The organism is Cellulomonas sp. P5_C5, from assembly GCF_054049655.1.
This window is the reverse complement of sequence record NZ_JBFULY010000001.1, coordinates 19114-39915: the sequence shown is the minus strand read 5'-3', so window position 1 is coordinate 39915 and position 20802 is coordinate 19114. Positions and strand designations below refer to the sequence as shown.

Here is a 20802-nt window from a genome sequence, read left to right as displayed (position 1 = left end):
GTCCGGCCGCCCCGCCCGTCACGGCAGGACGATCAGCACCCTGCGGTCGGACGACGCCTTCACCGTCGTGGACCCCGCGTAGGTCGTCTCGACCACGTGGATCCCGACGGGCAGGCGCGGCAGCCGGAGCCGGGCGACCGAGTCCTTCGGGCCGGGCACCAGGGTGCCGGTGACCTGCGCGAGGACCGGCCCGTCGCCGTGCAGCCGGGCCGTGCGGACGGTCGTGGTGACCTCGCCGGTCGGTGCCGCGGCGCCCTTGGCGGCCTTGACCGTCGCGACGACCGTGGCCTGCGTGGTGCGCCGGACGACGTGCGGCTCGATCTTCACCGAGGTCGTGGAGCGGACCGCGTTCGCGGCCGGGACGGCCGTGCTCGTCGTCGCGCCCACGTTCCCGACCTTGTCGACCGCCCGGTGCTCGACCGTCGTGGCAGTCGCCCCGACCTGCACCGGTGCGGTGTACACCGTCCACGCGCCGGCGCCGACCTTGTACTCGATCCGGTCGACGCCCGAGCCCTGGTCGGTCCCGGTGAGCGTGACCCGGCGCTGCGCGTCGACGGAGGCGGACGTCGCCGGCGCGATCGCGTCCAGCCGGAACGTCACCGACTCGACCTCCGAGACGTTGCCGGCCGCGTCCGTCGCCCGGACTCCGACGGTGTGCTCGCCGTGGCCGTCGACCTGGACCGAGGCGGTCGGCGTCCACGAACCGCCGTCGACCGACATCTCCAGCGAGACGCCCGCGCGGTCGTCGGACGCGGTGGCCACGACGGTCGCCGGGGCTGCACGCCAGTCACCCACGGCGTCGGGGGTGACCAGGACCGAGTCGACCGTCGGGGCCGTCGCGTCCTTCGGCACGGTGTGCAGCGTCAGGAACGTGACCGAGTACGGCGGCAGGTCGTACGTGAACGACGACGACAGCCCGCCGAGCTCGCGCGTCACCGGCTCGACCGTGCTGGGCGCGGTCTTGGTGTTGGTCGCCCCCGGCGGCGCGACGATCTCCGTCACCGAGCCCGTCGGCGCGATCTCGACGTCGGAGACCTCCACCTGCGTGCGCTGCGTGACGGCCGAGACGTTGACCACCTTGGCGACGATGTCGCCGCTGTCCTCGTCGCGGGTGACCACCTGGAAGACGTCCGCGGCGGGCGCCGGGTCGTCGTAGGACATCTGCAGCACCCCGTCGAGGTACAGCTCGATGTGCCGGTCCTGCACCACGACCTTGACCCGGTACGTCTGGCCGGTCGTGATGCTGTGGCCCTCGACCGCCTTCACCTCACCGGCACCGCCGCCGTCCGCCTTCTGCAGCGCCTGGCGGGTGTTGTTCCAGCCGCCCAGGTTCCACCAGAAGTAGTCGCTCGGACCGCCCGCGGCGAAGCCCACGAGGAAGCCCTCGGAGCCCGCCGTCTTGCGGGCGTCGAGCTCGAGCGTGTAGTCGCTCCAGTCCTGCTCGTAGGCGCCCGTGGGGATGCTGCGGGCGTCGGTGACGGTCGTGCTGGACTGCACGTACTCGCCGTCGACCACGGACCAGTCGCCCGTCTGCGGCGACCAGGCCGACGCGTCGGCGAAGTCCTCGTCGAACAGGACCCCACCGCCGTCGTTCTCGGTCACGCGGACGTTGTCGTACGCGGCCGACGTGGCCCAGGTGGACAGGAACACGCCGCCGTCCAGCGGCGTGGGCTCGACCGACGGGGTGGTGAGCGTGCTGGGCACCACCTGGTCGCCGACGTTGTTCGAGAACAGGTGCTGGACCCAGTAGTTGGCGCTGGACCAGGACTCGTCGTTGTCGAACCAGATGGCGTCCGGCGACCACTGCACGTACGACTCGTTGGCCAGGAGCGGAGCGTAGGACGCCAGCTCGACCAGGTCGCCGTTGCGCTCCAGCCCCGTCATGTACGCGGCCTCGGTCAGGCCGTTCCACCACGTGTTGCCGCGCGACGCGTACTCGCCGAGGAACACGTGCGGACCCTCGCGGTCGTAGGAGTCGTACCGCTCGGTGTTGGTCAGGAACCAGCTCGGGTCGTTGTAGTAGTGCTCGTCGACCAGGTCGACGTCCTGCTCACGGTTGAACTCCCACAGCGCGTCGAACCGTGCGCCGGTGTCGTCCGGGCCCGAGTTGGAGATGATCTTGATGTCCGGGTACTGCGCCACGATCGCGTCCCGGAAGGCCGGGAAGTTGGCCTCGAACGTGGTGGTGTTCTCCTCGTTGCCGAGCCCGATGTACGGCAGCTCGAACGGCTCCGGGTGACCCAGCGCGGCACGCTTCGCGCCCCACGTCGTGGACGTGTCGCCCGTGCTGAACTCGATGAGGTCGAGCGTGTCCTGCACCCACCGGTCGATCTGCGCGGGATCCGTCATCTCGGGGATGTTGCTCCCGCAGCCGTTCGCGCCCACGGACAGCACCGGCAGGGGGATAGACCCGAGGTCCTCGGCGAGCTCCAGGTACTCGAGGTAGCCGATGCCGTACGACTGGTTGTAGCCCCAGAAGTTCCAGTTGGTGGCGCGCTCCTCCACCGGGCCGATGGTCTCCTTCCACTGGTACGTACGGCGCCGGTCGGTGTACCCGGACTCCTCGTACGTGCGGAACGTGCCCACGTTGGTCACGCAGCCGCCGGGGAAGCGCAGGAAGGACGGGTCGAGCGCCGCGATCTTCTCTGCGAGGTCCCTGCGCAGCGGCGACTTCCCGTTGACCGGGCCGACCCACGTGTCCTGCGGGAACAGGGACACCTGGTCCAGGTGCAGGGTCGACGGGGCGCCGGCGAGCACGACGAGCCGGCCCGCGTCCGTGGTGGCGCTCGCGGTGAGCGTGACCTCGTACTTGCTCCAGACGTCCGAGCCGTCGACCTCGACCGTGCCCGACGCCACGGTCTGCGTGCCGTTCTCGACGGCCAGGGTCAGGGTCTGCGGCGTGGTCGTGCGGACCCAGACGCTCGCGTCGTAGGACGCGCCGTCCTTGACCGCGACGCCGGAGTTGTAGCTCGTGTTGCGCAGCCCGTCACCCGCCGCGGCCGCGACCAGGACGGCCCGGGTGCGGTTGGTGGCGTTGAGCCTGCCGTCGTCGTCGACCACCGTGACGGTGGTGCCGGCACCGCTGCGGTCCAGCACGTCCCAGCCGGTCAGCCCGGTGAACGAGGCGTTGTCGGACGTGTTGAACTCGAACGAGCGGTTGCGCACCAGCTCGGCGTACAGACCGCCGTCGGCGGCGTAGTTGATGTCCTCGTAGAAGATCCCGTACAGCCGGTCGGAGATCTCGGCGTCGGTGCCGTCGCCGTCGATCTCGATGGTCGTGCCCTCGGCCCGCGTGAACGGCTCGAGCACGAACCCGGCGGCGTCCCCGGGGTCGCCCAGGACGAGCGCACCGTCGACGATGCCGACCGCCTGCGACCCGTCGGCCGTCGTGAGGTGCAGCTTGCCGCCGCCCGCCTCGGTGAGCCGCAGGGTGGTCGGCTCGTCGGCCAGCACGAGGTGGCCGTCCGGCCGTGCCGCGACGGACCGGTCACCGGCCGTCAGCGTCAGGCCGCCGGACACCTCCGTCGCCTCCAGCACGAACGCGTCGCCGGGCCGCTGCGTCGCGACGACGATCGCGTCGTCGGCGTCCGTCGTCAGGTACGGGGCGGTGCCCGGTGCGCGCAACGTGAACGGCCCGTCCGGGACCACGTCGTCGCCCGCCGATGCCACGAGGGTGACGTCGTCGAACACCGCCGGGAACGTCGTGCCGTCCTGCGCGCCCAGCGCGTACAGGCCGACGTGCTCGATGGGGAACGTGACCTCCACGGCGTTCACGTCGACCCAGGCCGTCGTCGGCTCGTCCCAGCGGGCGGTGGTGACGGTGTTCCCCGCCCGGCTCAGCCGCAGCGTCTCGGCGGTCGAGCCCGGCCGGTCCTCGAAGTGGTCGGCGGCGAAGATCGCCGCGGTCTCGATGTCGTTCTCGATCGCGACGCCCGACGGCGTGATCCCGCCGACGAACGTCAGACCCGAGCGCACGTAGTTGTCGAGGTCCTGGTACGCGATGATGCCGGCGCCCTGGAACGTCTTGGCGACGGGCGCCTGGACGTTGACGGCGATCGAGAAGTCGCCGTCGGGGATGTCGAGCGTCAGCACGTTGCGCGCCGAGTTGTTGCCCTGCCACGTGTCACCCGGCAGCGCGGTGATCGTCAGCGCACCCGGGGTGGTGGTCAGGGACCGGGCCGACGGCTCGTCGTTGACCACGGTCCAGCGCGGGTCCAGCGTCGCCGAGTCGAAGCCGTCGGTCCACGCGCCGTCGGGCACGGGAGGGGCGGCGCCGGCGGGCGCGGCGAGCGCCGCAGCCAGCGGAACGGCCAGCGTGAGTGCGAGGACGCCTCGCAGCGCCGGTCGACGGGTCCTGCGGGTCTGTCGCGACAGTGCGACGGGCATGGCGGCCTCCCTGTGCGCACGTCGTCGTGCGCCTCGTCCAGGACTCCGTCGCGCCCGATGTGAGCGCTAACATCCCGGTGATGCGACGACCCTAGGGGGAGGGGGCGATGCCCGGCAAGGGAGGTTTACAACGTTTACCGAAAGAGTTCGGTCCTCAGTGCGCGGGTTCGGCCTTCTTGCGCTTCGGGATGACGTGCATGATCGCGACCACCACGGCACCGACCATGAGACCGACGAGCGCCGAGCCGAGGGTGTCGACCAGCCATGCCAGGAACCCGCCAACGCCGGGCACGACGGCCACGGCCTCCTCCAGGTGGTGCAGGAGCTCGTACGGCGCGTGCCAGCCCAGCTCGTCGACCCCGGCGAGCAGGATGTGCCCGCCGACCCACAGCATCGCGACGATGCCGACCGTCGACAGGACCGAGAGCACCTTCGGCATCGCGCGCACCAGCCCTCGGCCGATCGCGGCGACGGCACCGTTGCGGCGCTCGGCGAGGTGCAGGCCGATGTCGTCCATCTTCACGATGAGCCCGACGACGCCGTAGACCAGCACCGTGATGGCCAGCGCGACGATCGCCAGGATGATCGTGCGGGAGAGGAACGGCTCGTCGGCCACCTCGTTGAGGGCGATGACCATGATCTCGGCCGACAGGATGAAGTCCGTGCGGATCGCGCCGCGCACCATCGACTTCTCGGTGTCCTCGCCCTGGACGGCCACCGGCGTGGTGGTGTGCTCCTTGGCGTGCCCGGAGATCAGCTCCCAGATCTTCTCCGCACCCTCGTACGCGAGGTACGTGCCGCCGACCATGAGGATCGGGGTGAGCAGCCACGGCAGGAACTGGCTGAGCAGCAGCGCGGCCGGGAGGATGAACAGCAGCTTGTTGCGCAGCGACCCGAACGCGATCTTGCGGACGATCGGCAGCTCGCGCTGCGGCTGGAACCCGTGCACGTAGCGCGGGGTCACCGCCGTGTCGTCGATGACGACGCCCGCCGCCTTCGCGCTCGCCCGGCCCGCCGCCGCGCCCACGTCGTCGACCGACGCCGCGGCGAGCTTCGCCAGCGCCGCGATGTCGTCCAGAAGCGCGGCAAGACCGCCAGCCATCAGTTCTCCCTCGTCTCCGTGCGCGTGCGCACGGGTGATCCTGACACAGACCTCGGGTCAGTTCAGTTCAGGCTGGCGTCGAGCGCGAACGTCGACACGATCGCCAGGTCGCCGCCCTGGCGACGCAGCACCCGCCGCCACAGCTGCTCGGGCTCGGGCGTCAGCACGTCGTCGGCGACCGCGTCGACCACGTACCAGGCGCGCTCGGCCAGCTCGTCCTCCAGCTGGCCCGCGCCCCAGCCCGCGTGCCCGGCGAACACCCGGACGCCACCGACGTGCGGCGCCACCGCCGACGGCTCCGCGTCCAGGTCGACCAGGCCGAACCGGCCCGTCACCCGGTCGACCTCCGGCGAGAGGCCGCCGCCGTGGGGGAGCGCGGCGACCCCCATCGCGCCGTCCAGGCCGACGGGCCCACCGTGGAACAGCCGCGGCGGGTCGCTCACGTGCTCCTGCCAGTCGGGCAGGACGACGCCGACGTCCACCGTCGACGGGCGGTTCAGCACCACCCCGATCGCGCCCTCCGGTCCGTGGTCGAGCAGCAGGATCACGGTCCGCAGGAACGTGGCCTCGCGCAGGCGGGGCGTCGCGACGAGGAGCCGGCCGCGCAGGGCCGTGTCGTCGGTCACCGGCCCACCTCCCGCCGCATGACCACCCGGGGCCGACCGCCGCTGTGACCGGTCGTCTCCGCGGCCTGCGTGAACCCCGCGGACTCGAAGAGCCGGCTCGTCCCCACGTAGCCGGAGATGACGTCCACGCGTTCGTCCGGGGTGAGCGCCACCGGGTAGCCCTCGACCACCTCCGCGCCGCTCGCGGCGGCGTGCGCGACGGCCCCCTCCAGCAGCTCGTGCATCAGCCCCTGGCGCCGGAACGCGGGCCGGACCACGAAGCACACGATGCTCCACGCGTCCCGGTCGTCGACGAACGGGATGGTCCGCGACGCCATCAGCCGCCGGTAGCTGCTGCGCGGGGCGACCGAGCACCAGCCGGCCACCGTGCCGTCCACGTACGCCAGCACCCCCGGGCCCGGCTCGGTGGCGCACTCGTCGCGCATGTACTGCGCGCGCTCCTCGTTGGGCACCCGGCTGTCCCGGTACGCCATGCACCAGCAGCCGGCGCCGCCCGGCTTCTTCACGCCGACGACCTCGAAGAAGTCGTCGTACCGCCCGACGGCGGGGAGCACCTCGATGGTCATCCACCCAGGCTACGGAACGCCTCCGACGCGCTCAGACGGGCTCAGCTGCCTGCTCGTCGATCCTGTGCCGCTCGTCCTGGATCGTCGCGCCGGCTGCGACCAGCTTGGCCTCGTGGGCGCGGAAGTGGTGACCGCAGAACAGCAGGTCGAGCCCGTCGGTCAGCGTCGCCTTGACGAACGCCTGCGCGCCGCAGCGGTCGCACCGGTCCTGCCGGCTGAGCCCGGCGGTCGTGGGGAGGTCGATGGTGGCGGTCGTCATGTCGGTACCTCGTCTCGGTGCAGGAGGCGGAGCCTGGGCTCCACATGTGCTGCTCATCCGAACCATCGGTCGTGGTCAGACCATTCCTGAGTCGTGTTCGCTCAGCGGGGAACTGCCCTACCTGGATGGGGCGCGGGCGGAAGCGGGAATACCCGGCCCACGGGAAAGGCCCGTGACCTGCGCAGACGCAGGTCACGGGCCCTCCTCGCGCTCAGGTGAGGAACAGTCCCGACGCGCCGCCGACCACCTGGCCGGACTCGTCGCGCTGCGCCACCGACACCTCCAGCTGCCGTCCGGCCTCGACACCGGCGGGCAGCCGCGTCTCGAGGACGAGGGGCAGGAGCTGCCCGGCCGCCTTCTCGATCCGAACGACGGCGACGTCGTCGGTGAGGACCGCGAACCGCAGGCCGTCGCGGACGACGACATCGCCGCCCTTCACCGACACGTCCCGGACCCGGCGCCTGTCCGCGCAGTCGAAGCGCGAGCCCTTCTCCAGGGTGAGCACCCCCTCGCAGCACCCGAACCGGGTCCGCACACGCGTGCGGTCCAGGAACACCAGGCCGCCGCCGCACCCGTCGTGACCCCCTCCGCCGCCGTCGCCCGGGACATGGGCGTCGACGTCGACCTCGGGGAAGTACACGTTGGGCCCGTCGAGGGCGAGCAGGAGCGTCGCCGCCTTCGGGAGCGCGGACCGGTTGACGACCAGCTCGAGGAACCGGTCCCTGTTCAGCGCGTTCCCGGCCAGGAACGGGAACGCCGCCGTGGTGTCCGCCAGGACGTTGATCAGCGACAGGTTCCGCTGGGCCAGGTTGCCGATCCGGGTGACCACCGGGTCGGCGACGAACGCCGCCGTCGCGAACGCGTAGTCGTTGTCCGCGTTCACCGAGACGACCACGCACGGGTGCCAGGCCTCCGAGTGCAGGATCCCCACCTGCGCGGCGGAGATCGAGAACGTGGCGATCTCCTCGCCGCCCGCCGGGATCGTCGCGAAGGTCGCGGACATCGGGGTCGGGGCCAGGTGGGTGCCGTCGGTGGTGGTCCAGTCCGTCGGGTAGACGAACTGCGTGCCGACGTACGGCGTGAGGCGGGCGTCCACCGTCACGTTGCGGGCCTCGCGCGGACCGACGTTGCGCACCCGGACGTAGAGGAAGTTCTCCTGCCCGACCTCCAGGTTCTGCGACTGCAGCGGGTCGCTGGGGACGAAGACGTCGTCGTCGAAGATCCGCACGACGACGTCCGCGAAGTTCCAGAAGTTGCCGCCGCTCGGCGCGGACGGTTCCGTCCCGGTGTCACCGGGCCAGTCGCGGATCATCAGGTCGGCGAGGTCCAGCGCCTTGCGGACGCTGATCCGGCCGTAGCCCATGTTCTGGTTCCACGTGCCGCTGTCGTAGCCGGCGGTCTCGACGTACGCCGTGGTGCCCGTCTTGTCGGCCGTGCGCTCGATGGTCCGGCGCACCTCGGCGTTGGTCATGCCCGGGTACTCGCTGAGCAGCAGCGCGGCGAGGCCCGCGACGTGCGGGGTCGCCGCCGACGTCCCGTCGAACACCGTCACGTAGTCGCCCGCGGCGTCGCCGAAGCTGGGGTAGTTCACCCCGGCCCACACCCCGCCGGAGCCGTCGACGTTGTAGCCGTCGGCGCCCTGCCGGTCCGTGGTCGGGACCAGCACCCCGGGTGCGACCACCGAGATCTCCGGGCCGAAGTTCGACCCCCACGTCTCGCCGTCCGGGCTGGCCGGGGACTTGCGGTCGTCCGCCTGGTCGGAGGCGCCGACGCCGATCACCAGGGGGTGCGTCGCCGGGTAGGTGATGGAGTTGCTGTCGTAGTTGTGCGTCGCCGCGGCCATGACGAGGCCCGCGGCGTCCGCCGCCACGATCGACGGGTCAACGATCAGCGGGTCGACGTAGTACCCCCCGAAGCTCATGCTGATGACGTCCGCGCCGTTGCCGGTCGCCCAGCTGATCCCCGCGGCGATCTCGGCGTCGCTCCAGGTCACGAACGCGACGGGCAGGATCTGCGCCGCCCCGGCCACGCCCGCCACCCCGGTCGAGTTGTTGAACGTCGCCGCGACGATGCCGGCACAGGCCGTCCCGTGCGACCCCGTGGGGGAGCCGTCACCGGACATGCTGCCCAGGTTGATCCCCGTGCCCGCGAACACCAGGTCGGGATGCGTGAGGTCACAGCCCTCGTCCAGCACGCAGACGACGACCGACGCGGAACCGGTCGAGATGTCCCACCCCGCCGGCGCCTCGATCTGGACCATGTCCCACTGCTGCGCCCAGAGGGTGTCGTTGGGGATGACCGCCGTCGGGACCACCATCGGCATCGTCTCCAGCCGCACGTCCGCCACCTGCTCGCGCTGGCTCTCGAGCAGCAGGTCCCGCAGCTGGTACGCGTCGACCTGCGCGGGGTCGTCGATGACGAAGTAGCGCAGCCCGTTCAGGTACTTCGAGCGCTCCCGGTCCTCCGAGACCTTCAGACCGCGAGCCGCCCCCGTGAACGCGCGGCCCACCGGCCCCTCGACCCCGCGCCGGAACCGCACCAGCACCACGTGGGGCAACGGCGCCACCAGGGCGGCGCGCCCGATCGGCCGCGACTGCCTCCCGCCGAGCCGGTACACGGGCCCGATCCAGGCGAGCACGTCGCCCAGGACCTCGCGCAGCAGCGCGACCCGTCCCTCGTCGAGCGGCTCGCGGTCCGCCGACCGGATCCAGAACCGGGTGGCCGTGTGGTTGATCCGCTCGAAGCGGCGGGCGTCCTGGTCGTCGCCCGCGTCCTCGAGCACGACGCGCGCCTGCTTGAGCCGTGCAGCCAGGTCGTCCGGCGTGATCGGTTCCCTCGTCGCGATGAGGAGCCGGGTGTCGTCCAGCTCCATGGGCACGCCGGTGCCGTGCACCAGCCGCCTAGGAAAAGTGCTCATGATGGTGCCCCCTTGTTCCTGTCCCGGACGTGGTCCTCGTCGTCGAGGACGCCCCCTCCGCCCGAAACAGACAAAAGGGACAATCCGCCCATTCACTCTTTCGAGTCAACGCCGGCCGGCCGTTTTCACCCCGGCGCCTCAACACCGGGCGACCGGGAGCCGATGTCCCTGCGGTGAGCAACGTGCGCTACCTGTCGTGGCCGGCGATGATCCTGGACGCCGCCCCCGACGTCCGGGCGCAGGGCTATCTCCAGGTCCCGGACGACCTCCAGGAGGCGCGCGCCGGGCTAGCCCGGGCGCTCGCGGGCGGAGACGACGTGCTCGACGACGCGCTCACGTTCCTCGTCGACCGCGGCGGCCCCGTCGCGCGCACGATCCTGGTGGAGGCGCTGGACAACCGCCCGCCCTATGCCTGCCATCCCCTCCGAGCGGCCATCGGGGAGATCGACGTCCGTCGGCACGCGCCGGACCCGCGCGTCGTCCTGCCTCCGTTCCAGCCGTGGCCGGACTCCCCGGCGCCGCTCGGGTTCGCGGAGCGGCTGTACGACATCGTCGCGCGGTGGATCGGGATGGAGCGCCAGAGCCTCCAAGTTGGCCGGCGCCTGACGGGCGAACGGGGGGAGGACGAGCAGTCGAGGCTGTGGCGGATCCAGACCGAGCGGGACGTCGCAGCCCACGAGGCGATCACGCTCGAGCACTGCGCCGAGGCCGTCCGCGCGATCGAAGGGAGCGGAGGGCGGGTGCACCCGCTGATCCGCAAGCTCACCGACATCCGCTTCGCCGACGAGGTGGGGCCGATGCTCACCCCGCTCCAGCGACTGCGGCTGGACTGGGAACCTGATCGGCCCCATGTGCTGATGTGGAGCTTCGACTACGCCGGCGTCGACCTCCGCCATTTCGCCGACTCCCTGGGCCGGCTCGGAGTGGCCCGTCCCGAGGCGATAGTCGCCCGCGACTACCTGCTCGGCGACTACCTGCTCCCCACGCTCGCGTGGCCCTTCTTCGTCGAGCACCCCGAACGCCTGGAGGACTGCCTCGGCCTCGCCGTGCCCGAGATGCCCGTCGAGGACGCGTGGCTGATCAAGGCGCTGGGCGTGCTCGCGCAGATGCCCGTGATGCCCTCCCGGTACCTCCCGCGCGTCACCGACCTGTCCGTCACCGGTCCCGCCCGACCCCGCACCGCCGCCCGACGCGTCGTCGAGGCCCACGGCGACCCGCTCACCGTCGCCACCGGAGCACTGGGTCACAGCCGCGGGGCGGTCCGCTCCAGTGCGGCCCAGTGGCTCGGCGAGCAGGGGGCGACCGCCGCGCTGCCCGCGCTGCGCGAGGCGCTCGCGCGGGAGGGCAGCGCACCGGCTCGGACCGCGCTCGCTGCGGTCATCGGTCGGCTCGAGGGGTAGCGAGGCTAGGCGCCCGACCTGGTGTTCCGTGCCGGGTACGGAGTCGTGCCCTCCGCCAGGGCATCCGTGAGCTGCTCGATGCGGCGGGCGCGGGTCTCCGGGCGCACCGCGGTCTGGATGCGTGAGAGGAACGCGAAGCGGTTGCGGCTGTCCAGCGCGGCGAAGACCTCCGTGAGGTCGCGCGTGGCCAGCGCGACGGCGAGGTCGTCGGGCACCACCGCCGTGGCCGGCCCGTCGTAGGCCGCGTCCCAGCGGCCGTCCGCCTTCGCCCGCTCCACCTCGACCAGGCCGGCAGGGCGCATCCGCCCGTCGGCGGTCAGCCGCTCGATGCGGTCACGGTTGATCTTCGACCAGAGGCTCCTCGCGCGCCGCGGGGTGAACCGCTGCACGTACCACTCGTCGTCGAGCCGGCGGGCGATGCCGTCGATCCAGCCGAAGCAGAGCGCCACGTCGACCGCTCTCGTCCAGTCGATCGACGGGACGCCGGTGCCCTTCTTGGCCATCCGCACCCAGACGTGCGTGGCGCTCGCGGCGTTCTCGACGAGCCACGCCTCGAACGCCGCCTCGTCCTCGAAGAACACCGCGTCCGTGTGGTCCATCGACATGGCGGCAGCCTAGGGCTCGGGTGTGACGGAGCCGGACGCGCGACGTCAGGCGGGTCGGTGGGCCCCGTGGGGATCGAACCCACAACCCGCGGATTAAAAGTCCGCTGCTCTGCCGATTGAGCTAGAGGCCCGGGGATGGGGGCGGTTACCAGAAGAACCCTCGGGACAGCTCCCGTGCAGTTCTGCTCGTCCAAGAAGCCGCCCGGCCACCCTTGGACGAGGGTACGGGAGCGGGGTGACTGGGGTGGACCGAAGGGGACCACCGACGGCCGGGCCCACGGGCGAACTGCCTCCACCGCGACCACACGGTGCTGGGCTGTGGCTGCAGGACGCCCTCTCCGCCTGCGGTCGGCGGAGCACAGCCACAGGGCATCGACGGCGTCAGCCCGTCGGCATCGTGACGGGGCAGGGCGGCGCAGGGCGGCACCGTCGAGGCATCCAGCAGCAGTCGGTCGCCGAGCGGCTCGTCGAGCTCGATCGTGAACGGTGTCGGTGGGTTGGACGGGCAGTCGTGGGCGCCGCCCCGGGGCGTGACCGCAAGCGCCACCTCGACGGCGGACGCCGTCTCCCGCAGTTCGACCACCTCGATGCGACCGTCGGCGTCCTGGCCGCTGTTGCACGCGGCCTCGGTGACCAGGAGGGCGACCTCGGTCGAGCCGGGGCTCGGGGGTGCGGCCGGGTCGAGAGTCAGCATGGCGCTGCCACTGCCGGGGTACGAGATCGTGAGCGCGCAGGAGCCGAACGCGGAGAGCCGCCAGGCCGGGCCGTCCGGTGCGTCGACGAGGGCGTGCCCTGCTGTCGTCATCGAGGCGTCCTGCGGCCCAGGATGCCGGTCATTGGCTACGCCTGGGCCCGCTTCACGTCACAGCTCTATCTTGACCGAGTGGTCGGCGTTGCTGCCGTCGCCGTGCAGAACTGCGCGACCCGGTCGAGCATGCGCGAACGGAGCCCGGAGACCTCGAGGTCGTCGTGCTCGGCCTCGGCGGTGAAGGCGTCTGCCATCGCGTCGGGGATGCGCTCGGCCAGGCTGAGCACCCTGGCGATCACGGCGTCGGGGTCGAGTCCGGCGTCAGAAGCGAACCGGCCCCAGCGCTCGAGGTCGATCTGCACGAACCGTCGCCGGCCGCCGATCGCCATCGCCGACGTTCGCAGCCCGGTCTGGTCGGCGGAGTCGTAGGGCGTGCCGGACGCGACGTCGTACAGCGGCGCGAGCCGCACGATGCTGTCGAGCAGGAAGAGGGAGTAGTTCTTCGCGTGGGCGTCGGGCGCCTGGATCAGGATGTTGAAGGCCAGCGCGTCGACGAACGCGTCCAGGTTTCCCTGCCGGTCGCTGCGCGTGCTGCTGGTCCGCAGCAGCTCGATGATCTGCACCGCCCGGGGGCCGCCCTCGGACTCGTACTTGTCCCCCGGGTAGGTGCCGGTGGCCTGGCACAGGTCCTCCTGGTGCAGCCGGACGAGGACGCCGTCCCGGTCGCGGCGACGGTCGTAGCGCTCGACCACCAGCGCTGACTCGGTGCCGAACCGCTCGAAGGTCGACCGGGCGGCCGCGAGACCGGCACGCCGGGCGGTCTGCAGGCTGATGTGCTCGTTGAGGGCCTGGGAGCGGAAGCCGTCCACGCCGGGTTTGACGATGTGGGTGGTCGGCTCGGCGCCGGTGGCCTCGTACCAGGTGTCACCTTCGCGCCGCAGGGCGAACTTGGCCTGAGCGCCGGCCAGGGACCACCGCTCTCGCGGAGCGAGCCAGCTGGCGCTGGGGTTGGTGCGCAGCTCGGTCAGGCGCTTCTCGATCTCGTCGTCGGTGAGTGCGTCGAGGGAGCCGCTGCGAGCCAGGACGTCAGCCACCTCGTCCTCGGCGCAGAACTGCACGGCGCCGGCACAGTCCAGGCCCATGTGGCCCAGCAGTGCGTACGGGTTGCGGGCGGACACGTCGAACTCGCGCGACATGGCCTCGCGTGCAGCCTCGCGCTCAGGCAGCAGCCCCTCGAGGAAGGGGTCCACGACCCGCTGCCTGAAGGGGCCGCCCGCGAGAGGCATCGTCAACGAGATCGGTGTGGTGCCCGGATCGTCGCGGTACGCCAGGAGGTGCTGCCCGCCAGGGGTCTGCTCGAGGTCGGCGATGTGCTGCCCGTACAGCAGCACGGCCAGGTGCTGGCCGGTCACACGTCCTCCAGCAGGTCGGCGAGGTCGCTCGTGTGACGCCGCGCCCCGGTGACGGTCAGGTGCAGTCCGAGTGCGTCGAGGGTGTCGAGGATCTTGCCGAGCTCGGCCCGTTCCGCATGCCCTTGCTCGAGGCTGACCAACCATCGGCGGCTGACCCCGGCCCGCTCGGCCAGGTCGGTCTGCGTGATGTCCGCTCGCCGGCGGGCGCCCAGGATCGCCGCCCCGAACTGGGCAGGAGTCGTGAGCGCGATGTCGGCCATGGTTGTGATCGTACGTGCACATCGTGACAATGTGCAAGAACGGTAACATTGCGCCGATGTGCACGATCGTTCACATGCGGCGACCGCGGGCGGTCGGCGGTCAGAGCGTGGCGTCGGCCGGACCCGTGCCCGGGAGACCGCTCAGCTCCCACGGGATGACGAACCCGTAGGACACGACGCTGACCACCTGGCCCGCGGAGTCGTACCCGAGGAACGTCGGGTAGCCGCCGTCGCCCCAGCCGGAGGAGAACACCACCCCGTCGACGTGGTCCCTCGTCGAGCGCAGGACGCACACGTTCCCCGAGGCCGAGTCGCTGTCCGGGTACATCACCTCGATCCGCTCGAACGTTGCGTCGGACGCGGCCGCGGGCTCGTCGAGGGACCCGGGGGCCAGGACACCGCCGTCGCCGCCGTCGGTGCCGAACCCGAGGCTCGGCACCTCCTCCCACCGGACCGGGGGCTGCGGGGCGACGCGGACCTCCAGGAACGCGACCCGGCGCCCGGACGTCGGGCTGTCCAGGACGGCGAGCGACACCGGCGCGGTCGTGCCCGGCGCGGCGACCTCGCGCAGGCGCTCGCCGCCCAGCGCACCGATAGACGCCTCGAACCCGTCGCCGAAGCCCAGCAGGCCCGCGGGCAGTGTCAGGTCCGTGACGTGCTCGACCACCATCCGCCCGTCGGGGAGGGGCCCGTAGCCCCAGTCCTGCACGGCGGCACGCTCGGTAGGCGTGAGCTCCGACGGGCGGAGGTTGGTCACGCTGGGGTCCGCCGGCTCGCGGCCGCACGCGACGAACGTCGGGTGCTCGCCGACCACCTCGGTCGGCGACGGGACCACTGATCCCGGCTCCGTCCGTGACGCGGAGCCGGACCCCAGGTCTGTCCGTGACGGGAGGCCGGACCCCGGCTCTGTCCGTGACGCGGCGCCGGACCCCGGAGGGGTGGCGGGCTGCGCGCAGGCCGCGAGGAGCAGGCCGGCCACGGCGAGAGCGACGCCGGAGCGAACGACCCCCGTCGTGGTCAGCACCGCACCGGTCAGAACTTCGCTCGGACGCCCGTGAGCCCGGGCCGGGGCGGGGAGACCGAGAACGGCGTGGCGGCGCTCGTCGACGCCTGGTGGATCGTGGAGCCCAGGTACTTCGCGGTGACGGTGTACGAGCCGGCAGCCCACACCGGCGCGTTCCACGTCGCCTTGCCCGCGACCAGGGTCACGGTCGCCAGCTTCACGGTGCCGCCGTACAGGTCGACGGTGCCGGTCGGGGTCGCGATGCCGGTCGGCGGCGTCACGGTCACGGTGAACCGCGGCGCGAGGCCGTCGGGGACGTTCGGTGCGACGACCGTGGTGGTCGTCACCGCCTTGTTGACCTTGATCGTGCCGGTCGCGCTCGAGGGCTTGTCGATGCTGGAGCCCAGGTAGTTCGCCGTGATCGGGTAGGTGCCCGGCGCCTTGACGGGGCCGGTCCAGACCGCGGTCCCTCCGCTCAGCTTCACGGACGTGAGCTTGGTGGCGCCGGAGAAGATGTCGACGACGCTGCCGTTGGGCGCGCTCGGCACGGTCACCCGGCCGCTCAGCTTCGCTCCGTACTTGACGGCCGGGTTGCTCAGCGTGGTGGTGCTGGCGACGCGCGCGTCCTTGCCGAGCTCGAGGGAGACGGTGGCGGCGCTCGTGGACAGCGCGGTGACGGACACGGTGAACGTGGCCGGCGTCGCGGCGTAGGTCTTGCCGGTCGACTGGGTCGCCCAGTACCGGGCGCCGTCGAACGTCGACAGGGTCGTCAGGTCCTCCCCGTCGATGCGGGTGATGTGCACCCCCGGCGAGTACGTGACGCTTCCACCGGTCACGCTCAGCGAGCGCCCGGTCGTGTAGAACGCTCCGGCGTCAGCACCCGCGCCCGCCCGGTACTCGACGAAGTAGGTGGCGCCGGTCGTCGGGTCCGTGAACTGCACGGCGGTCACACCGGTCCCGCTCGTCGACGGGCTCAGGGTGACGACCGACGTGGTCGGCTGCGTCGGCCAGGCCAGCGTGGTGCGGTGCGTGGCGCGGCCCGGCAGGGCGAGCAGCTCCTGGAAGCCGGCCTCGAGGGTGGCCGGGAGGTAGGAGCCGATGCGCGCGGACATCACACCGAAGGCGCCGTAGTACTCGCCGATGTTCGACGGGGAGAACTCGAGGTTCGCGTGCCCCAGGCTGACGTTGTGCCCGAGCTCGTGGGCGACCGTGGACCAGTACGTGTCGGCGATCTGGATGAGGCCGCCGTCGGCGAGGTCGCTGCCGACCGTCCCGATGCCCGTGTAGTCGTAGTCGCAGGTCGACGGCGAGTACACGATGAGGTGGTTGCCGTTCGAGAACGAGACGTCGGGGAACAGGGCGCTCGCCCGCTGCCAGATGGAGGCGTAGTTGTACATGCAGCTGCTGGGCAGGGTGAGCGTGGCGCGGCCGGCGATGTCGAACGAGGAGACCGACCCCTTCGCCTCGCGGATCCAGTAGTTCCCGCCGTCCGTCGTCAGCTGGTCCGCCTGGGCGGTGGTGATGTCCCCGGAAGCGTTCGCGTCGTCGATGACGACGACGTACGCGTGGTGCGCGGTCGCCGGTGCGGTCGCGACGGCGGCGGCTACCTCCGGGGCGGGTTCGGTGAGGGTCGCGGACAGGACGTCGCGGGTGCCTTCCGCATCCGGCGCGGACACCTCGGCGACGATGGTCGTCCCCGCGTCGAAGTCCGTGTACGCCGCAGGCAGGTCCACCGGCACGAGCTCGCCCGCAGGGGTCTGGATGAGGAACTCGTCGACGACGGTCGCGCCCGGCAGGGTCGGCTGGATGTCGTTCGAGACGCGCACCAGCTCGCCGGTGACGGTCGTCGTGTCCGCGGCCACGGAGGGTGCGGTGACGGCGAGCGTCAGCCCGAGAGAGGCGACGGCGGCGAGAGCCATCCCGCGCACGTGCTGCCTGGTCGGTCGTGTCCGTCGGAGCTGGGAAGGCACGAGCGGGTCTCCTCGGTCGAGTGGCGGTGCTTCAGGCTCTATCGGCATCAGGGACCGCGTGGTGAAGGCCCGTGACTCTCGGCTTGCTCGTGCACGGCGTGATGAACCGGCAGGTCAGCGGGGCTGCCGGTCCGGCCGTCACAGGTGCGGGGTCGAGGGTACCGAGCATCCGGACCCCGTCGGACGCGTTCGGGCGCCACGATGGTCGGTGTGCTTCTCAACCAGCGCATCGCCGACGGGATCCGCAGCGGCAAGGTGACCCTGGCGTTCCGACGATGGGACGGCCGCTCCCCGTGGGCGGCACCCGCGGAGTAGCGTGGCGGGATGCCCACGCCACCGGCCGACTGGTACGCAGACCCGCAGGAGCCCGCTCGGCTGCGGTACTGGGACGGTGCGCAGTGGACGGGCTACCTGGTCGACCCGGACCGCCCCGGGGTCGTCCGGTACGAGAACCCGCCGTGGGCGACGGGCGCCCGGGCGGCCGGGATCAACGTGCCGCTGTCGATTGCGGTGACCTCCGCGTTCTGAGCTGCTGCGCCGGGCCCGGTCGCGCGCCCCCGTGAGCAGCGGGAACATCACGAGCATGGCCGCAGAGCAGCTCAAGGCATCGCCGGACCCGTACCTGGCTCACGAGACGTACCGTCACCTCCGGCTGATGCTGGTCGCCCTGCCGGCGCTCCTGCTCGCCGGCCTGGTGGGCGCAGCGTTCGCCTTCGGGATCGGCTCGATCCAGGGCTCCATCAGCGCCTACTACCTGGGCCCCATGCGGGACGTGTTCGTCGGCTGCATGGTCGGGATCGCCGTGTGCCTGGTGGCCTACCGCGGCGAGGCGCTGGAGGACTACGCCCTCAACCTGGCGGGCTTCTACGCGTTGTTCGTGGCCTTCGTCCCGACGCAGCTGGCGCGGACGCTGGCAGGGCTCGACGCGCAGGAGCGCGCCCAGGTCGTCGCGTCGCTGCGCGTCACGATCGCCGCCGTGCTCGTCGTGACAGCCGCCTTCCTCGTCGTCGAGGCGAGAACCCAGCACTGGCCGTACGACGAGCTCCGGAAGAACACCCTGACCAGGTGGTTCTTCCACGTCTCCACCGCGCTCGCCGTCGCCTTCGTGATCCTTCTCGTCTGGCGGGCCGCGGAGGGGACGACGTTCGCCGACGTCCACCTCGCGGCGACGGTCCTGCTGATCGTCAGCATGGCGACCGCCGTCGCCAGCTACGCCTGGCCCGAACGCACCGGGGCTGTGCGGCCGCTGCTGGCCGACGGGACGCCGCCCGGGACGCGCACGTACGTCGTGATCTTCTGGCTGATGGTGGCCGGTATCGCCGTCTACGCCGCGCTGAGCCGCACCGGCTACGCCGGCATCGTCGCGGAGCTGTGGGAGCTCGGCCTGTTCGTCGCGTTCTGGTTCATCCAGACCCGCGAGAAGTGGGACCCGCCGGTTGCGGCGGTCGCAGCGGCGCGAGGTTCCGCGGCGTGATGCGGGCGGTCAGTCGAGCGACCCGTGCCGGAACACCCGCCAGACGGTCGGCAGCATCTGCTTGCGGGGGACGCCACGCAGGATGCGGGTGATCTGCTTGCCGGCGACGAGGGCGCCGAGGGCGCCGACGACCGTCTGGACGACGACGAGGCCCACCACGACGTTCTCGACCTCGAGCCCGAACGCCTCGGCGATCACCGGGGCGGCGAGCCAGACGGGAACCCACCAGAGCAGGATGAGGAAGACGCCCGCGCGCAGGCGGGTCGGTGAGATCGGGGTCGTCGTCACCGGTCCGTCCGGGGCGGCGCGGCGGGCAGACGGACCACGACGCGCAGACCCCCGTCGGCACGGGGGGTGAGCATCAGGTGCCCGTCGTGCGCGCGGACGATGCTCTCGACGATCGCCAGCCCGAGGCCGACGCCCGCGTGGTCGCCGTGCACGCGCGCGGTCCCGCGCTGGAACGGCTCGGTGAGCGTCGCGACGAGCCTCGGGTCGAGCTGCTCGCCCGTGTTCTCGACGGTGAGCACGGCCGACCCCCGCAGGGCCGCGGTCCGCACCCGCACGGTCCCGCCGGTGGGCGCGTTGTGGACGATCGCGTTGTGCACGAGGTTCGTGGTCATCTGCAGCAGGAGCGCGCGCGACCCCACGGCCGGCGTGAGGTCGCCGGAGGTGTCGAGGCGTACGCCGCGCTGCTCCGCGAACGGGAGCAGGGTCTCGGCGGCCTCCTCGGCGAGGAGCGACAGGTCCACGCGTTCGCGCGTGAACGACCGCTGGTCCGCGCGGCTGAGCAGGAGCAGCGCCTCGGTGAGGTCGATGGCCCGGGCGTTGACCGTGTGGAGGCGTTCGACCAGCTCGTCGTGGTCGTGCGCCGGGTCCTGGCGGGCGACGTCGAGCAGCGTCCGGGTGGTCGCCAGCGGGGTGCGCAGCTCGTGGGACGCGTTGGCCGCGAACCGGCCCTGCTCGGCGACGTGCGCCTCGAGGCGGTCGAGCATCGCGTCGAACGCGTCGGCGAGCTCGCGGAACTCGTCGCTGCGGCCGGGCAGCCGGATCCGGTGGGAGAGCGACCCCCTCCCGGTCAGCCGGCTGGCCTCGGTGATGCGCTGCAGGGGCGCGAGCATCCTGCCGGCGAGGATCCACCCGCCGGCCAGCCCGAGCACCAGGAGGAGAGCCAGCGCCATGGCCGCCTTGGGGGCGAACGCACGCCAGAGGTCGGACCGGCCCGGGATGAAGAGCCCAGGGCCGCCGGGTGCGTCGTCCCCGGAGACCGTGACCGCCTCGTCGGGGACGTACCGCAGGAGGAACACCAGGACGACGGCGAGGAGCAGGAAGCTCGCGATCATGAGGAACCCGGCATAGCTGAGCGTCAGCTTGAGGCGGACGCTCAGCCCTGGCTCCCTACCCACGCTCGTCCTCGATGCGGTACCCGGCGCCGGCCACGGTGGCGATGAGCCAGGGCTCGCCGAGCCGTTTGCGCAGCGCCGAGACGGTGATGCGCACCGCGTTGGTGAACGGGTCGGCGTTCTCGTCCCAGGCCCGCTCGAGCAGCTCCTCGGCGCTGACCACCCCGCCGTCGGCCGCGACGAGGACCTCCAGGACGGCGAACTGCTTGCGGGTCAGCGGGACGTAGCGGCCGTCCCGGAAGACCTCGCGGCGGAACGGGTCCAGGCGCAGGCCCGCGATCTCGCGGACGGGGGGCCGGTGGTGGGCGCGTCGCCGGTCCAGCGCCCGGAGCCGGAGCACCAGCTCGCGCAGGTCGAACGGCTTGGTGAGGTAGTCGTCGGCGCCGAGCCCGAACCCGGAGGCCAGGTCGTCGAGCCGGTCCGCTGCGGTGAGCATGAGGATCGGCGTCCCGCGTCCGGACGCGACGATGTGCGCGGCGACGGCGTCACCGGACGGCCCCGGGATGTCGCGGTCGAGGACGGCGAGGTCGTAGGCGTGGACGTCGAACAGCTCCAGCGCGGTGTCCCCGTCGCCGGCGATGTCGGCGGCGATGGCCTCCAGGCGCAGGCCGTCGCGGATGGCCTCGGCCAGGTAGGGCTCGTCCTCGACGATCAGCACGCGCACCCTCTCGACT

18 protein-coding genes and 1 tRNA gene are annotated in these 20802 nt (G+C 72.0%); 3 read left to right on the top strand and 16 right to left on the bottom strand.

All coding sequences use genetic code 11. From position 1 onward, the window contains the following. Positions 1-18: 18 nt before the first annotated feature. The 6 genes from ACXJKF_RS00205 to ACXJKF_RS00180 form a co-directional block, all read right to left on the bottom strand. Positions 19-4386, bottom strand: coding sequence for an OmpL47-type beta-barrel domain-containing protein (locus ACXJKF_RS00205; RefSeq protein ID WP_456785731.1), 4368 nt, complete (start codon positions 4384-4386; stop codon positions 19-21). Positions 4387-4540: 154 nt separating this feature from the next. Beyond that, complete coding sequence (locus ACXJKF_RS00200) at positions 4541-5488, bottom strand: DUF808 domain-containing protein (protein WP_456785730.1); 948 nt, start codon at positions 5486-5488, stop codon at positions 4541-4543. Positions 5489-5550: 62 nt separating this feature from the next. Then, positions 5551-6114: a YqgE/AlgH family protein gene (locus ACXJKF_RS00195; protein ID WP_456785729.1), complete on the bottom strand. Its 564-nt coding sequence runs from the start codon at positions 6112-6114 to the stop codon at positions 5551-5553. Continuing rightward, positions 6111-6680, bottom strand: a complete 570-nt coding sequence (locus tag ACXJKF_RS00190; RefSeq protein ID WP_456785728.1) for a GNAT family N-acetyltransferase — start codon at positions 6678-6680, stop codon at positions 6111-6113. The genes ACXJKF_RS00195 and ACXJKF_RS00190 overlap by 4 nt, the downstream gene beginning before the upstream one ends. Positions 6681-6711: 31 nt before the next feature. Then, complete coding sequence (locus tag ACXJKF_RS00185) at positions 6712-6939, bottom strand: DUF7455 domain-containing protein (RefSeq protein WP_456785727.1); 228 nt, start codon at positions 6937-6939, stop codon at positions 6712-6714. 211 nt (positions 6940-7150) lie between these two features. Further along, a complete protein-coding gene (locus tag ACXJKF_RS00180; RefSeq protein ID WP_456785726.1) occupies positions 7151-9856 on the bottom strand; it encodes a S8 family serine peptidase in 2706 nt (901 codons plus the stop codon). Positions 9857-10029: 173 nt separating this feature from the next. Between ACXJKF_RS00180 and ACXJKF_RS00175 the strand changes: the two genes are divergently transcribed. Continuing rightward, complete coding sequence (locus tag ACXJKF_RS00175) at positions 10030-11256, top strand: hypothetical protein (RefSeq protein WP_456785725.1); 1227 nt, start codon at positions 10030-10032, stop codon at positions 11254-11256. Positions 11257-11261: 5 nt separating this feature from the next. Here the strand turns inward: ACXJKF_RS00175 and ACXJKF_RS00170 are convergent, their stop codons facing one another. The 7 genes from ACXJKF_RS00170 to ACXJKF_RS00140 all read right to left on the bottom strand — a co-directional run bounded on the left by ACXJKF_RS00170 (position 11262) and on the right by ACXJKF_RS00140 (position 17203). After that, on the bottom strand, positions 11262-11861 hold the full coding sequence (locus tag ACXJKF_RS00170) for a YdeI/OmpD-associated family protein (protein WP_456785724.1): 600 nt from the start codon (positions 11859-11861) through the stop codon (positions 11262-11264). A gap of 58 nt (positions 11862-11919) precedes the next feature. Continuing rightward, a tRNA-Lys gene (locus tag ACXJKF_RS00165) sits at positions 11920-11992 on the bottom strand. A 14-nt stretch (positions 11993-12006) separates the two neighbouring features. Further along, complete coding sequence (locus ACXJKF_RS00160) at positions 12007-12666, bottom strand: hypothetical protein (protein ID WP_456785723.1); 660 nt, start codon at positions 12664-12666, stop codon at positions 12007-12009. A gap of 65 nt (positions 12667-12731) precedes the next feature. After that, entirely contained in the window at positions 12732-14021 is a 1290-nt protein-coding gene (locus ACXJKF_RS00155) for a type II toxin-antitoxin system HipA family toxin (protein ID WP_456785722.1), read from the bottom strand. Next, a complete protein-coding gene (locus tag ACXJKF_RS00150) occupies positions 14018-14281 on the bottom strand; it encodes a helix-turn-helix domain-containing protein (protein WP_456785721.1) in 264 nt (87 codons plus the stop codon). The genes ACXJKF_RS00155 and ACXJKF_RS00150 overlap by 4 nt, the downstream gene beginning before the upstream one ends. Before the next feature lie 100 nt (positions 14282-14381). Beyond that, positions 14382-15116 carry a DUF4241 domain-containing protein gene (locus ACXJKF_RS00145; RefSeq protein WP_456785720.1) on the bottom strand — a complete coding sequence of 245 codons (735 nt, stop codon included), beginning with the start codon at positions 15114-15116 and terminating at the stop codon, positions 14382-14384. A 197-nt stretch (positions 15117-15313) separates the two neighbouring features. Next, positions 15314-17203 (bottom strand): Ig-like domain-containing protein, encoded by a 1890-nt coding sequence (locus tag ACXJKF_RS00140; protein ID WP_456785719.1) that lies wholly within the window; start codon positions 17201-17203, stop codon positions 15314-15316. 375 nt (positions 17204-17578) lie between these two features. Here ACXJKF_RS00140 and ACXJKF_RS00135 point away from each other — a divergent pair, with 375 nt between their 5' ends. Further along, positions 17579-17782, top strand: a complete 204-nt coding sequence (locus tag ACXJKF_RS00135) for a DUF2510 domain-containing protein (RefSeq protein WP_456785718.1) — start codon at positions 17579-17581, stop codon at positions 17780-17782. Positions 17783-17837: 55 nt separating this feature from the next. Beyond that, on the top strand, positions 17838-18728 hold the full coding sequence (locus ACXJKF_RS00130; RefSeq protein WP_456785717.1) for a hypothetical protein: 891 nt from the start codon (positions 17838-17840) through the stop codon (positions 18726-18728). Between the two features lie 9 nt (positions 18729-18737). On the opposite strand, the gene ACXJKF_RS00125 is transcribed toward ACXJKF_RS00130, so the two are convergent. The 3 genes from ACXJKF_RS00125 to ACXJKF_RS00115 are packed head-to-tail and all read right to left on the bottom strand — an operon-like array spanning position 18738 to position 20792. Continuing rightward, a complete protein-coding gene (locus ACXJKF_RS00125) occupies positions 18738-19016 on the bottom strand; it encodes a hypothetical protein (protein WP_456785716.1) in 279 nt (92 codons plus the stop codon). After that, on the bottom strand, positions 19013-20113 hold the full coding sequence (locus ACXJKF_RS00120) for a sensor histidine kinase (protein WP_456786011.1): 1101 nt from the start codon (positions 20111-20113) through the stop codon (positions 19013-19015). The genes ACXJKF_RS00125 and ACXJKF_RS00120 overlap by 4 nt, the downstream gene beginning before the upstream one ends. Positions 20114-20123: 10 nt before the next feature. Then, a complete protein-coding gene (locus ACXJKF_RS00115; protein ID WP_456785715.1) occupies positions 20124-20792 on the bottom strand; it encodes a response regulator transcription factor in 669 nt (222 codons plus the stop codon). Positions 20793-20802: the final 10 nt, after the last annotated feature.

Bases quoted from the DNA above. Each gene is read 5' to 3' on its own strand.
- ACXJKF_RS00170 (WP_456785724.1), bottom strand. From the start codon at position 11,861: ATGTCGATGGACCACACGGACGCGGTGTTCTTCGAGGACGAGGCGGCG.
- ACXJKF_RS00190 (WP_456785728.1), bottom strand. From the start codon at position 6,680: ATGACCATCGAGGTGCTCCCCGCCGTCGGGCGGTACGACGACTTCTTC.
- ACXJKF_RS00150 (WP_456785721.1), bottom strand. From the start codon at position 14,281: ATGGCCGACATCGCGCTCACGACTCCTGCCCAGTTCGGGGCGGCGATC.
- ACXJKF_RS00200 (WP_456785730.1), bottom strand. From the start codon at position 5,488: ATGGCTGGCGGTCTTGCCGCGCTTCTGGACGACATCGCGGCGCTGGCG.
- ACXJKF_RS00185 (WP_456785727.1), bottom strand. From the start codon at position 6,939: ATGACGACCGCCACCATCGACCTCCCCACGACCGCCGGGCTCAGCCGG.
- ACXJKF_RS00135 (WP_456785718.1), top strand. From the start codon at position 17,579: ATGCCCACGCCACCGGCCGACTGGTACGCAGACCCGCAGGAGCCCGCT.
- ACXJKF_RS00130 (WP_456785717.1), top strand. From the start codon at position 17,838: ATGGCCGCAGAGCAGCTCAAGGCATCGCCGGACCCGTACCTGGCTCAC.
- ACXJKF_RS00205 (WP_456785731.1), bottom strand. From the start codon at position 4,386: ATGCCCGTCGCACTGTCGCGACAGACCCGCAGGACCCGTCGACCGGCG.
- ACXJKF_RS00140 (WP_456785719.1), bottom strand. From the start codon at position 17,203: ATGGCTCTCGCCGCCGTCGCCTCTCTCGGGCTGACGCTCGCCGTCACC.
- ACXJKF_RS00180 (WP_456785726.1), bottom strand. From the start codon at position 9,856: ATGAGCACTTTTCCTAGGCGGCTGGTGCACGGCACCGGCGTGCCCATG.
- ACXJKF_RS00160 (WP_456785723.1), bottom strand. From the start codon at position 12,666: ATGACGACAGCAGGGCACGCCCTCGTCGACGCACCGGACGGCCCGGCC.